The organism is Tannerella forsythia 92A2, from assembly GCF_000238215.1.
In the GTDB taxonomy this organism is placed as follows: domain Bacteria; phylum Bacteroidota; class Bacteroidia; order Bacteroidales; family Tannerellaceae; genus Tannerella; species Tannerella forsythia.
Genome location: NC_016610.1, coordinates 141975 through 156036, shown reverse-complemented (window position 1 = coordinate 156036; position 14062 = coordinate 141975). Strand labels below are relative to the sequence as shown.

Sequence of the window (14062 nt, the reverse complement as noted above, 5' to 3'; positions counted from 1 at the left end):
TTATTTAAAGTTAATAAATTATTGAACAGGTAAAAAATATAGGGAGAGTTTGGTTCTCCCTATATCTTGGTCTGTTATGCTCCCCGCTCCTTGTATCCCGTACAAGTAACTGCTGCCATATCGGGATAAGCAATAAATTCCTTACCCATCCGACAGATTCCCAATCCTATTTTTTCTTGATTGAGGGTGAAATTCACGCAATGCATGCACTTGGGCATTCGTTCGTAATTGGGATCTACATCATCCGCATTGACACGCTTACCGGTACGCCGATCAATTCCTTTCGCTACATCAATAGGAATATAATTCAGACTGTTTTTATAAATTCTTTCTTCCATGATTTTTATTTTTTAATTACACCAATGAAAAAATTTGACGAATCGATTATAAAGATTCATATTCGGTTCTGGCAATCAATTCGTCCTGAACCTGTTTTCCGATTTCCACCCAATATTGTGTGAATCCGGCAACGCGCACCATCAAATCGCGGTAGTTTTCCGGATGAGCCTGAGCGTCTTTTAGTACCTTGGAGTCAACAATGTTATATTGTACGTGAAATCCTCCTTCTCGCATATAACTGCTTGACATGTCAATCAGTTTTTTCGCACCTTCCTGTCCTTGAATGGCCGAAGGATGAATTTTGATATTCAACTGCGAATTTTGTGACATGGAATGGTCCCAAATGGTAGCAGAGTTCATCAATGCGAACGGTCCGTTCTTATCCGTTCCCGGATAAGCCGACATGGAAGCATCGGCGAAAGTTGTCCCTTGCAAACGTCCGTCAGCGGAAGCCATGGTGGCTGAGCCCATCGCACCATGGGTAGATACGGAAATCTGACACGCGTACAACGGATGTCCGTACAGCGATTCGTGCTTCCGACAGTCGTTGCAGAACCAGTCTTCCCAGCCGAGCAGAATATTGTCGACGTAAGGAATATCATTTCCATACTTCGGCGCATTCAAGCAATCGAAGTGCATCCGATCGTACTTCGTGGAGTCACTCGCTTTTTCCTGTTCCATAAGAGAGAATTTACCGATTTCCTGAGCCGTCTTAAACCCGAAATTATGGATAAAGGCATCCCTCATTTCGTCCAGCGTATATTTTTTATCATCATATACGAGCTTCTTCAAAGCGGCCATGCTGTTAATAAAGGTGATATTGCCGGCACTCTCCACATTGAATGTGGCATTATACCGGTATCCCAGCTCATTAATCAGATGTCCCTTATCCAGACAGTCCGGTTTAAGCAGGGAGTTGACGATACTCATGTTATTCTTCCGCCAGATGTCATGTTGGATATTGTTACACAGGCAAAGAATATCGACGGTCTTTTGCCAGTATGCTTTATATTGTTCAACAAGTTCTTCGTATGTCTCGAGTTTTTTATCGTGTGCCGGATAAACCCGATTCCCCGTACGTTGATCGACTCCGTTGAATAATACAAGCTCCAGTACTTTAGGCTGAGAAATAAAGTGAACTCCTACGGACGTAGGCTGGCCGCATCCTCCCGGAATCCAATACTCTTTGTTATTCAAGTGAAGAGGCTTCCAGCAGCCCGGCGATGTTTCCAAACAGCCTCCGATCGCCCATGCGCGAGCTTCCTCGACGGTCATGCCTTCTGCTCCATACTGACTTAAAATAAACTTTTCTGCAATTTGGTTGTTCATAAATGCCGGATATCCGCTTCCGATTTTAATCACATCTGCAGCTAAGGCAAGGAAATCTTTCGGCGTCGTCTCATCATAGAGTAGCGCCAGGGTGGACTGAGGCATCGCATTCGTACCTCCCGCTTTCAGAATCAGATATTCAAGGCGGTTAACCGCCGTCTTTCCTTTGCGGTTGACTCCTCCGATGGAAAGGGTATTAAATGTATTTCCGGAAAGTACGCCTCCGACCACACCTACAGAGGCAAAACAGTCGATTGCCGTCTTGATTACGCGGTCTTGTTCGCATAATTCCAATACCTGATCTTCCGTGATTCTGCCGGCTTCAATATCCTGTTCGAACCAAGGATAAAGTACCTGACCGATTCTGCCGGGAGAAAGTCCGGATATGGCATCTTCATTCAATACTGCGAAATGCAAGGTCTCGATCATCTGAAAAGCTTCAATAAATGTTCTTGGTTGATACTTTTCGATCCAGAATAATCTTTCGGCAATGTCTTCATATTCTTTCTTTTGTGCCGGATCTTTTTCGCGTTCAGCCAGCCATGTCGCATGCTTTCCATAGTTGTGAATCCATGCCTGAATACCTTCAATAACTAAGATAATCGCCTGATAGTTATACAAACGATTCATGCCTACCATGCCGTCTCCGTCAGCACGGCCGGCTACTTCTTCGATCTTTTCGCGAGCTATCTCCTTAATTCCTTCGAAACCATACTCCAGCGGATAGTAATAATTGATGACTTCACGCCCCTGAGGTAGCGTGAAACCGGAGTCGAACATACAAACCACCGAACGCATGATGGCTTCTTTCACGTCGTAATCGGGAACCATCTTTTCGTATTTGTTCCCCAGATCATCGACGGATTTTCCTTCCCACATCCTGGCAAGTTCCAGCAACATCGGAACTTCTTCCTGGCGCATCCCGAATTTTCCGGCAATCGAGATGACTTTACCGAAACTCTTCGTGACGTTCCCTCCGCCTTGACCAAATGTAGAGTGTTCATCCACACTGGCCGATCCTCTCTTCAAGGCTTCCTGATAGAATTTAGATTCGTTCGCCATGTAAAATCCTTCGGATAACCACGGCATTGGAAAAGAAGCGCGCATAAAAGCGCCTTTACGCATGGTCAACAATTCTCCCGGGAAAATAACCGGTGTCAGATGTGAGAAAGCGCATTTCAGTGCTTTTGCCCGTCGGATAACCGGTATTTCATTGTCGCCCTGAAAATACTCCCGGGTGTACCAGTAAGGAAATTCATTGTTCGTTGATGACAACGAGTCCATGTAAATTCCTTTTAATTTCGCTATTCTGGGATGAGGCTCCCACTTAATTTCTCTGTCAACCAGATGGTCCGGAGCTTTTCCACCTGACTGAAACTCTAACTCCTGGCCTGATTCGACCAGCATTTCTTTGAAACTCTTAGCCATAATAATTAGATTTTAATGAATAAATTAGTACACAACAATGTTGTAACGTCAATTTTAGATAAAGAAATAAGTCAAATATACTTCATTCAAAAATGATTATTAGAAATACACCGCAAAAAGCAGTATGGCCACCCATGAATATTCAATTCTTAAAAACCTGTTAAGAAAAAAGTCAAATTGTATGACTATTTCAAAGAATTGGTATTCCGATCGCAAAATAATCGAAAATAAATCGCAAAAGCAAATATTGAGCGTGTAATTATGATATATTATAGATGGTATACATAATTTATAAAATAACAGGGTGGTCGTTTTATGTGTTTGCGTAATAGTCCCCGCTTTCTTCTTTATCTGTCAGATGAACGGCATGGGTAGGGATACGCAAACCATCCTTCAGGTCGAGCATGGCGTTAATCAAGATCAGTTCGTCGTACTCTTTGAGGGATGTGATATGAACCGGAACTTCTTTGATGCATCCGGTCTTTAACAGAAGTAGCCGTTGGGTGCCGTTCAAAAGATATGTTTTCGGGGTGATGTATTCATTTTCTCTTCTGAGTACGATATTGGAAAAGGAACTGTCGGTGAGGAAACCGTCTTTTAAAAAGATGACCTCATCGAAGCCTTTGTGCTTCCACTCCTCATATTCCAGAGTTTTTCTGTCGGCGTATTTGAAAGCGTAATCGAGCTTGTCGGCATGGACGGCAATCAGGGAGGATATCTTTCTGGGGGTATAAACCTCGAAAGTAATATCGCGGATAAGACGGTCGTAAAGCAGTCTGCACTTTACCAGACCTGATTTCAGTGAAGTCGGTATGATGCGTGTAAGGTTAGGGAAATCGGGTAGAGGGAATCCGAAGTGTGCGGCTGTTTCTTGCATTCGTGTCAGATGGCCGTCCCGGTTGATCACACGACCGTCTCGGATAGCGATTGTTTCAATAAATTCCATCGTATTCGTTTTGTGGGGTTGCGTTGTTTAAAACGGTAGATATACTTTTTTCACCACTTCGTCGTACTCGTCTTTCAAGCTGCTGTTGACTGTTATTCCTCCTCCACTGTGGTACACATACGGCGAACTCTCCAGGTCGATAAAACGGATAAGCACGGCAGAGTCAAAACTTTTGCCATCGAAATAGCCGGATACGCCGGTGTAAAACCCACGAGGAGCTGCCTCGGCTTTCCGAATCAGCTTGAGAGTTGCTTCTTTGGGTGCACCGGAGATGGAACCGGCAGGCAAGAGCGTTCGAATGATCTCTCCTAAACGATTTTTCCAATCGCTCGGTAGGTCTCCTTTTATCTCGGAGCTGACTTCGAGGATAGGACCATTCGACGTTTCTATACGGTCGATATAGCGGAATCGTTCTACCCGCACCAGAGAGGCTACCATCGAGAGATCGTTCCGTATCAGGTCAACAATGGTATAATGTTCGGAAAGTTCTTTGTAATCACTTAATATTTTTGTCTCCGCGTCGGGGATATGTGCGTCGATCGTACCTTTCATCGGGTTGGATGAGATGACGCTTTTTTCTATTTTCACAAACCGCTCGGGAGAAAAGCAGACAAAAGTGCCGGGAACATATACCTTATATAATGTATCGGAGCGATGAAAAATTTCCTCGGGAGATAGATCGGTCTCGATGGGCGTTTGGACTGTCAGATTAGTCAGAAAGGAATCGCCCCGAAGTAAACCTTCACGTATGATGGAGAAGCGGCGAGCGTATTCAGCTTGCGTTTCGGGATATTTATTAAACCGATAGCTGGAGGAGGTTGTTGCTCTCGGTCGGCAGTTGGAGAAGCCGTGAAAATCGAAGAGTACTTCCTGCTGTTCGAATGGGTTGGGGATAAAGAACCCCCGGCACAGCTCAAAGTCCAGCCCGAAAACAAATGGGCTTCCTTCAGCCCCTGCCTGATTCATCATCCGAATGACTTCTTTCGCTTCTTTTTTCATGTTGCAAAAATATCGAAAAAACTTGGACTTGTAGACGTTTTGGTTTTACTTTTGCACAGTGGAAGCGATAGAACCGAAACATCTGTTGATTGTCGACAATCACGATTCGTTTGTGTATAATCTTGTGCAAATGGTCGAAGAAAACGGGCATTGCATGTACGATATTGTCCGGAACGATTGCATTATTCCGGAGTATATCACCGGCTATAAGGGTATCCTGCTTTCGCCAGGTCCGGGACTTCCCGGAGAGGCCGGTAAACTCTGTCGGCTGATTGAGGAAACATACAGGCATACGCCGATACTCGGTATTTGTCTCGGACATCAGGCCATTGCCGAAGTGTTCGGTGCGCGGCTGACAAGGCTTACTCAACCGCTTCACGGGCATAGGTCACCTCTCTTTATTACCGACCCAGAGGAGGTGCTGTTCCGAGATGTCGAGGATGGAAGTCCGATCGGACACTACCATTCCTGGATCATTGATCGGGAGAGTTGTCCCGAAGAATTGCTGACGACAGCCGTAGATGACAAGGGTTTGATCATGGCTATCCGTCACCGCTGTTATCCTGTTCGAGGCCTTCAGTTTCATCCCGAATCGATCATGACCGTAGCAGGAATAAAAATGATCGAAAACTGGATAACATCTTTATAATACACTTATTCTATGACAAATATATTGATTTCAGGATTAGGAGGCGTGGGTGGTTATTATGGTGCCAAATTAGCTTTGGCATATGCTGATAGCAAAGATGTTTCCATTTTCGACAAACCTACACGGGTGGTTATCGAGACCGAGGCCGGGATGTTTCTTGTGCTTCTGAGAGAGGCTATTGCTGTAGCTCAAGCGAATGGTATTGATGTCTCGGAGGAGATATGTCGGCAGGTACTCGACCGTTTCTGGAAAAATGACTTGACGACGACGACCTCGATGCACCGCGATTTTATGGCGGGGGGGAAGACGGAACTCGAGAGTCTTTGCGGATACCTCGTTAGAGAGAGTGCCCGACTGGGCATTCCGGTGCCGACATATCGCATGGTTTATCAGGTGCTTCTTTTGAAATAACTGTATGGTTAACAGGTGATAAATATTTTTTAAGTTCAGATACTTTCCGGTTTTGTCAGAGGACTAACAACAGGCCGAGTCCGACGGATACTCCGGTGGCAATCAGTCCAGGCATCATAAACGAATGGTTCAGGATGTATTTGCCGATATGCGTCGTGCCGGTGCGATCGAAATTGATGGCTGCCACCACTGTCGGATAATTGGGGATAAGGAAGTAACCGTTGACGGCCGGAAACAATGCGATCAGCATCCACGGCGATAAGCCCAGTGCGATACCGAGCGGGAGCATGGTGCGAACGGTGGCCGCCTGACTGAATAGCAGAACGGACATCATAAACAATGCCAGCCCGAACAGCCACGGCATTGTCGTCACATATTGTTCGATGCCGCCTTTCAGTGCAGCCATATTGCCCGAAATAAACGTGTCGCCCATCCATGCGATACCAAATATGGCAATAACGGCTTGCATACCGGCCGAAAAGACAGACCCTTGCACGGCCCGGATACCGTTGGTGCGGGTGCCGATAAGCATCAGGGCGGCTGCCGAAAGCATCAGAATCTCAATGATATGGGACATCTGCATCGGGACTGTTCCTTCGTTGGTATGAAATACGGGACGCAGTGCTTCCGACGAACCGAAGATGACGATGCCGACGGTGGCGACCAGGAACAGAACGACTGAAAGTAAGGCTCCACGAGGATTCTCCACCTCGCGTGTATGACGATGCTTGCTTTCGAAAGCGCCTTCGGCAAGTCGCCGTCGGTATTCCGGATCGTCCGCAAGTTCTTTCCCGATCTTCATCGAATAGAGTGCGCCGAGCAGTACCCCTGCCATGGTGCAAGGTATGGCGATTTTCATGATGTCGATCAAGGTGATATCATATCCTGCCAGCATACTCAGCAGAACAACTGTTGCCGCTGAGATGGGGCTGGCTGTGATGGCTTGCTGTGAGGCGATAACGGCAATGCTAAGCGGACGCTCCGGACGAACTTTAGTCTCTGTGGCCACTTCGGCAATCACCGGCAGTATGGAATAGGCGACGTGGCCTGTTCCTGCAAGAAGTGTGAACAGGTAGGTCACAAGAGGACTTAGCAGCGTGATATGTTGCGGATGACGTCGCAGCAGACGTTCCGCCCATTTCACCATCAGATCTAACCCGCCCGCCGCCTGCATGCAGCTTGCAGCCGCAATGACTGCAGCAATCATCAGCATCACGTCGATAGGGGGGGAGGTAGGACGAAGCCCGAATCCAAACGTGAGTACTGCCAATCCGAGACCGCCGGCAACTCCGAGGCCGATCCCTCCTTTGCGCGCTCCTATGACAATTGCCGCCAATACAATAAGTAACTGGAAAATCATAGTTTGCTTTTTCTATTCGAAAGTGCAAATGTACATGATATTTTGTTTGTGCGTACGTCTGTTGAATGGGTATTTTCTATGCCTCCGGTCCGAGATGGCTATTCTTCCTTTAGGGGTGGTAAGAAACGGTCTGTTCGACTCAATCGGTGTCCTAACAAGAGAGAGCGTTTTCTTGGAAATGTGTATAATATTCACGAAATCTTGATATTCGTAGAATTTTTAACTTTATGATCTAACATTTCTTGATAAAAAGTTTGTGGAAATTAAAATTTGTCTTATCTTTGCACCCGTCAAAAGACAAGGTGCCATAGCTCAGTTGGTAGAGCAAAGGACTGAAAATCCTTGTGTCCCCGGTTCGATTCCTGGTGGCACCACTTTGAAGAAAAGCAAAATGGTGTAGACTCCTGATTTCTAAACGAAGTCGGGAGTTTTTGTTTTCTTCGTTTACGCAAAATTAGGAGTAATCAAGAAAAAGCTTAGGTGGTTTGGAGAGCAAATTAAAGACAATTCGTTCGAACAAGAAAAAGCAGGCAGTAAAGAGTATTTTTCTTACTGCCTGTTGTTTGTTACGAGCTTACTGCATTGCCAGCAGTTTGCAATACATCCCACCTATTGCCTCGAGTTCAGCATGCGTACCCTTTTCCGAGAGCAGTCCCTTGTCCATCACGATAATCTGATGGGCATTGCGGATGGTTTGCAGGTGATGGGCAATGACTAAGACCGTGCGGTTTCGGATAAGGGCGGACATCGCCTGCTGTATTTTGTACTCATTGACGGGATCGACATTGCTTGTTATCTCGTCCAACAGGAGGATGGGAGCGTCTTTGAGGAAGGCGCGAGCGATGGAGAGGCGTTGTTTCTGTCCACCCGAGAGTCCCAAACCGTTCTCCCCAATTTTCGTTTCGTAACCATCGGGCAAACTGACGATGAAATCGTGTATCATAGCTTGACGTGCAGCTTTCTCAACTTCTTCCTGTGTGGCATCGCGATTGCCCACCTTGATATTATTAGAAATAGTATCGGAGAAGAGGATGACATTCTGCATCACTACGCTGATTTTGCCGAGCAGATAATCGTAGTCCATCTCCCGAATGCCCACACCGCCGATACGGATACAGCCAGCCATAGGTTCCCAGAAACGGAGCAGCAGATTGGTAATGGTGGTTTTTCCCGACCCTGAAGAACCAACAAGTGCAGTTACTGTCCGTTCGGGGACACTGAAAGAAAGGTCTTTCATCTCAAACCCTTCTTTCTCATAATGGAAAGCGACACCTTCAAACGAGAGATCGAAGCGTTCCACCATTTTCTGTTGATCGGGATTGGCAATGACAGAAGCCTCCAAAAGATGGGAAATACGTCCGTAGCTGTCCTTAACCTTGATGTAATTCAGCCAATGGCTCTCCATATTGACAAAAGGTTTGTAGAATTCCTTCGAGACGATGACGAACATCAGGTAAGCGAAAAGGGAAAGTTCGCCGCGCCAAGCCCACCAAAGACCGAGTGTAGCCATCAGTGCGAAAGCCAGCTCAATGAGAAAGACATATCTGCCCACACTTACAGCCGCTAAACGTGAAGTCTTCTTGCTGCATTCACCGAACTCGCTGACGGAATGGTCAAGCCTGTCCCTGAACATTCCTTTTCCTCCGAATATTTTCAGTACAGGTATACCCTTGACGTATTCAACAAAAAGGCTTACCATATCCGCCAGACCGTCTTGTGCCTCCTGTTGCGCTTTCATTCCCGAACGGATGCCCCGATACAAGGAGAAGAGGGCAACAGGAAGGATGGCAATCATCGCCAACCCCATGTGCCAGTCCACACAGAACAGCCCAATGCCGAGTATCAGTGCCACGATGAAATCGGCGGACATTCGTGTCCATAGGTGTCCCACTACCATTTCCATATTATCCACGTCTTTATGGATGATGGTACTTATTTCACCCAATCGTTCATTGGTGTAGAAACCAAGCGAGAACATTTTCAGTTTCAATATGATTTTCTCGCGAATACGCTCCACGAGGTCGAAGCCGGCAAAGTGCTTGTTCATATCGGCTACGGCATTGGATATGGTTTTCAAAACCAGAAGACTACCAAGTATCCACGCTGCCGAAACGAGGGAAACGCTTTCGCCCGAAATATGGCGGTCGATAAGAAATAGGACGGTAAGCATAATTGCCGTGCCACAAAGAGCATAAACCACGAAAAACAGTGCGGAGATTATCAGATGCCGCACTCCGCAGGCGGTCAATTCATTCAGTATATTGCGTATCATTCTTATTCCTCCTCTTCTTTCAATTGCCATTTGCTTACTCGTTCCTGCGTTTCCGTCATGTCACGATACAGAGAACAGTCTTTCATCAGTTCTTGGTGTGTTCCTTTTGAGACAACCTGCCCTTTGTCCATCACAACAATACGCTCCATATCCTGAATCGTATTGAGACGATGGGCAATAGTGATGACGGTTTTGTTATGTTGCAACTCGCCCAAAGCCTCTTGGATGAGTTTTTCATTCTCTCCATCTAAGGCAGCGGTGGCTTCGTCGAGAATGACAATCGGCGAGTCTTTGAGCAGCATTCGGGCAATGGAAATGCGCTGTTTCTCTCCACCGGAGAATTTTACACCCGCTTCACCTGCCGACGTATCGTAACCATTGGGCAGTCCCACGATAAAGTCGTGTATGCGTGCCCTTCGCGCCGCTGTTTCCACCTCCTCTTGCGTGGCGGAGGGTTTGCCGATACGGATATTGTCCCGAATGCTCGTATTGAAAAGAAAGACTTCCTGCTGTACCATTGAGAAGGAATCCGCAATGTTGCGCTCGGAGAGTTCTGCGAGATTTTCTCCGCCCAGTCGAACGGTTCCCGACTGTGGTTGCCAAAAACCCATCATTAGACTTGCCAATGTGCTTTTGCCTGAACCCGATTCGCCCACAATAGCCGTATGGCTTCCTTTGGGAAACTGCAGACTTATATCACACAAGGCTCTGTCTTTCTTATTCGGGTAGGCGAATGTAACGTGTTCGAAACTGACATCGGTATGCATGAAGTCCGTATCCCTGTCTACCATATCTTTTGCTTGTCTTTCTGTAATCGTCTCCACCCTTGCCAAAGATTGCCCATAGACAATCCTGAAATGCTGGAACGTAGCTAGTTTGGCAAAGGAAGACGAGAACAGTCCGCCCAATATCAGGGCGAGAATAAAACGTGCCACGGTCAGTTCGCCCGAACTCATCAGCCATAGACCGACAAGCGTCATCATCACAATACCGCCCTCTAAAAACATCGTGATGAGCGTCATCGGCATGGTAACGCTGAACATACTCCGCTTCACCCAGCGGATATAGTCGCGCATACCACCGAGAACTCGCTCTGTTCGGGTCTCCTCGTGGCTGAATGCCTTGACGACCGGTATTGTAGCCACATATTCCAAAAGGTCTTCTGACATCTTTTTCGTGCTTTCCATGAAATGGTGAAAGCTTTTACTCCACAGACTCTTGACCGCTATCTGTAAGAGAAACGCCAATGGAAGAAGTGATACGAGTGATAGTCCCAGCCGCCAATCCAATACCATGACAATCACCCAAAGTAAGGCGGGAAAAAGCGTTGCCGAGAGGATTTCAGGCAGTCCATGTGCCAAATAAATCTCGATTTGCTCCACGTCATGATTGATAATGTTCACCAAATCACCCACTTTCCGTTCCTGAAAGAAACCGAGAGGCAGCCGTCCGAGATGGCTCACGATGCGCATTCTTAATCGGGTGAGCGCGTTATAAGCCGAACGATGCGCCCTCCAAATCGAAGTTCCGTAGAAGATGCCATGAAACAAGGCAAACAGTACCATTGTTGCTCCGACACCCAAAATCATTGTAGAAGTGAGCGTACCATCCATCAGACTATCCACCGCCCACACCACAAGCAGTAAAGGCAGCGTACCGAAGACAAGATGCAGTACGACCACAGCATTGGAGAGCAGACTGCGGCTCTCCCGTTCCTCTTCGAGAGGTTTGATTTTTTGTTTATCCATATATCTGTCGTTTTGATTTTCTGAGGAGCAAAAGTACGGAGACATACATGGGTAAAATACCCCGAATGAATACAATACTGCCCGAAAACGACATATTGAAAGCAGAATGACTCAATAGGGGTATAGGTGTGAATAGTAGGGTTATTTATCTGTTTTATAGGTGGGTAATTTTGCACGGGTTTTCATAAACAGATAAGATATGTCAATCGACTCAATAGTTCATTTATACAAAAAAGTGCTCATCGTCAGCATCCTATTGCTGTGGGCTTATCCGATGTTCGCACAACAGCATTCCATCGAAATAAAAGTTATTGATGCAGAGAATGGAAACAGTATAGAATTTGCCACGGTGCAATGGAAAGGTCTGAACGACCCTTCGTACAAGAACGGTACAACCACCAACAGAAAAGGAGTGGCGAGACTAAATATCCCTGCCCATCAAAAACTTGTACTAAGAGTGAGTTATGTAGGTTATCAGACAATTACCGAAACGATTACGGCAAATGGGGAACGTTACATCATAAAACTTTACCCAAATGCAACAGAGTTGGCAAATGTGGAGGTCTTCGGAAAAACGAAAGTACAGGTTATCAGAGAGTCGCCCGAAGCGGTTTCAGTGATAAACGCTAAGGAATTGCAAGGTCGCTCTGTTTCTTTAGAAACCATCTTGAACAAGACCATTGGTTTGAAAGTCGGGCAGACAGGTGGATTGGGAAGCAGTTCGAGGATTATCGTTCACGGTTTGGAGGGAAACCGCATTCAGATTCTTTGGGATGGTATTCCGATGAATACTTCGGACGGAGTCTTTTCTCTTGATGAGATTCCAATAGACATTATCGAACGGATAGAGGTATATAAAAGCATTATCCCTGCACGTTTCGGTTGCGATGGATTAGGTGGTGCGGTCAATATCGTTACGAAAGAGTTCAGTACGGACTATTTGGATACTTCGTACGAACAGGGTTCTTACCAGACACACAAAGGAAGTGTTTTCTCGCGCAAGAACTTTCCGAAGAGCGGTATTCTGCTCGGTGCGGGAGGTTATTATACATCGGCAAAGAATGATTACTCATTTAGAGTTCCTGAAAGAGAGAACCTGTTGGTGAAGCGAGACCACGACCGTTTTCGTTCGTATATGCTGAAAGGGAAAGTCGCTTTCACAAAACTTTGGTTCGATGAGATTAGTACCGAGTTCGGGTATTACAACCGTTTCAATGAGATACAAGGAGTATTGAAGAATATCCAGCACGCTGAAAACAAATCTGGTATGTTTATGCTCGAAAACAAGCTGATAAAAAGTGGAATGCTGAACAATCGTCTTAACTTCGAATCGCATTTCTCCCTCTCGCATACGACGAACAATTTTGTGGATACTGCACGGGTAAATCATGACTTCGAAGGGAATGTTTATCCCGCTCCCAACGGTCAAGGAGAGACGGGAAGTGTTCCTCATGCTTCAGACGATAAGTTTTTTGAACTCAATGAACGTATCAATTTCGATTACAGAATTTCGTCCAATCACAATCTCAACCTCAATGTCTTGCTCAATTACGCACATGAAAAACCGAAGGATGACCTTGCCAGCAAACATGCAGGATTTGAAGTGGCTGGCTTTCCAAGAAAGAAAACAAGTGTTGTGTCTGGGCTTACTTATGAAGCAAAACTATTCAATAGTAAACTAACTAACATGTTATCTGCAAAACATTATTATTTGCATTCGAAAATAGACGATTTGACTTCATATGAAATTTCAACACCTCCAAAACAAAAAGAGAACACAGCTTTGCAGTTCGGCTGGATTGAGGCGATGAAATACGAACCTTTCAACGGATTTCATCTAAAAGCATCTTACCAACGGGCAATACGCCTTCCCAATTCAAAAGAGTTATTCGGGGATGGTATTATTACATTCCCTGCTGCGGGATTGAAACCTGAAAAAAGCCACAACTTTAACTTGGGATTCCTGATAGATAAAAACGAGGTTTTTGGGATGTCAAGACTTCAATTCGAAGTAAACGGTTTTTATATGCAAGTTAGCGATATGATAAAACTCATACATCAGCACATGGCAGCAGGATACGTCAATGCAGAAAAAGTCCGTATTAAAGGCTTTGAAACAGAATTGAAAGCAGATATTACTCCATCAGTATACGCTTATGCCAACTTTACCTATCAGGACGTACGTGACGTGCTTGACTATTTGCCTCATAGCACTACTCCGAATCCAACAAAGGGGATGCGTGTGCCAAACATTCCCTATTTATTTGCCAATTTCGGAGCAGAGTATCACAGTGATAACTTGTTGAAAAATTGGCATGTCAAAGCTTTTTGGGATGGAAAATTCACTGAAGAATTCTTCTATTTCTGGGAACTGACTGAACAACAGAAGCGTCGTATTCCTCGTAGTTTCACCAATGACATCGGTGTTTTAATGACCTATAAGAATAGATATTCCATTGCCTTGGAATGCCATAATATCGCAGACAAAGAAGTGTGGGATCAGTTCCGGCGTCCATTGGCAGGACGCACCTTTCACATCAAATTTAGATATGTATTTTCAAAAGGGATTTTTTAACTCAAT

The 14062-nt window shown here is 45.6% G+C and carries 10 protein-coding genes and 1 tRNA gene; 4 read left to right on the top strand and 7 right to left on the bottom strand.

All coding sequences use genetic code 11. The features are described from left to right. Nucleotides 1-74: 74 nt before the first annotated feature. The 4 genes from hpdC to BFO_RS00615 form a co-directional block, all read right to left on the bottom strand. Nucleotides 75-338, bottom strand: coding sequence for a 4-hydroxyphenylacetate decarboxylase small subunit (gene hpdC, locus BFO_RS00630; RefSeq protein WP_014223609.1), 264 nt, complete (start codon nt 336-338; stop codon nt 75-77). A gap of 46 nt (nt 339-384) precedes the next feature. Then, on the bottom strand, nt 385-3096 hold the full coding sequence (hpdB, locus tag BFO_RS00625) for a 4-hydroxyphenylacetate decarboxylase large subunit (RefSeq protein ID WP_014223608.1): 2712 nt from the start codon (nt 3094-3096) through the stop codon (nt 385-387). A 313-nt stretch (nt 3097-3409) separates the two neighbouring features. Continuing rightward, nucleotides 3410-4042, bottom strand: coding sequence for an aminotransferase class IV (locus BFO_RS00620; protein ID WP_014223606.1), 633 nt, complete (start codon nt 4040-4042; stop codon nt 3410-3412). 27 nt (nt 4043-4069) lie between these two features. Beyond that, nucleotides 4070-5041 carry an aminodeoxychorismate synthase component I gene (locus BFO_RS00615; protein ID WP_014223605.1) on the bottom strand — a complete coding sequence of 324 codons (972 nt, stop codon included), beginning with the start codon at nt 5039-5041 and terminating at the stop codon, nt 4070-4072. 58 nt (nt 5042-5099) lie between these two features. Here BFO_RS00615 and BFO_RS00610 point away from each other — a divergent pair, with 58 nt between their 5' ends. Together BFO_RS00610 and BFO_RS00605 are read left to right on the top strand one after the other, a co-directional pair. Continuing rightward, on the top strand, nt 5100-5690 hold the full coding sequence (locus tag BFO_RS00610) for an anthranilate synthase component II (protein WP_014223604.1): 591 nt from the start codon (nt 5100-5102) through the stop codon (nt 5688-5690). A 12-nt stretch (nt 5691-5702) separates the two neighbouring features. Next, the gene (locus BFO_RS00605; protein ID WP_014223603.1) at nt 5703-6101 is read left to right on the top strand and encodes a ketopantoate reductase family protein; all 399 of its coding nucleotides are present in this window, start codon (nt 5703-5705) and stop codon (nt 6099-6101) included. 55 nt (nt 6102-6156) lie between these two features. Here the strand turns inward: BFO_RS00605 and BFO_RS00600 are convergent, their stop codons facing one another. Next, nucleotides 6157-7461 carry an anaerobic C4-dicarboxylate transporter family protein gene (locus BFO_RS00600; RefSeq protein ID WP_014223602.1) on the bottom strand — a complete coding sequence of 435 codons (1305 nt, stop codon included), beginning with the start codon at nt 7459-7461 and terminating at the stop codon, nt 6157-6159. Between the two features lie 301 nt (nt 7462-7762). Between BFO_RS00600 and BFO_RS00595 the strand changes: the two genes are divergently transcribed. Further along, nucleotides 7763-7835 (top strand) — tRNA-Phe (locus BFO_RS00595). 200 nt (nt 7836-8035) lie between these two features. Here BFO_RS00595 and BFO_RS00590 read toward each other — a convergent pair. Beyond that, entirely contained in the window at nt 8036-9733 is a 1698-nt protein-coding gene (locus BFO_RS00590) for an ABC transporter ATP-binding protein (protein ID WP_014223601.1), read from the bottom strand. A 2-nt stretch (nt 9734-9735) separates the two neighbouring features. Beyond that, nucleotides 9736-11481: an ABC transporter ATP-binding protein gene (locus BFO_RS00585; RefSeq protein ID WP_014223600.1), complete on the bottom strand. Its 1746-nt coding sequence runs from the start codon at nt 11479-11481 to the stop codon at nt 9736-9738. 199 nt (nt 11482-11680) lie between these two features. Between BFO_RS00585 and BFO_RS00580 the strand changes: the two genes are divergently transcribed. Next, nucleotides 11681-14056 carry a TonB-dependent receptor gene (locus BFO_RS00580; protein ID WP_014223599.1) on the top strand — a complete coding sequence of 792 codons (2376 nt, stop codon included), beginning with the start codon at nt 11681-11683 and terminating at the stop codon, nt 14054-14056. Nucleotides 14057-14062: the final 6 nt, after the last annotated feature.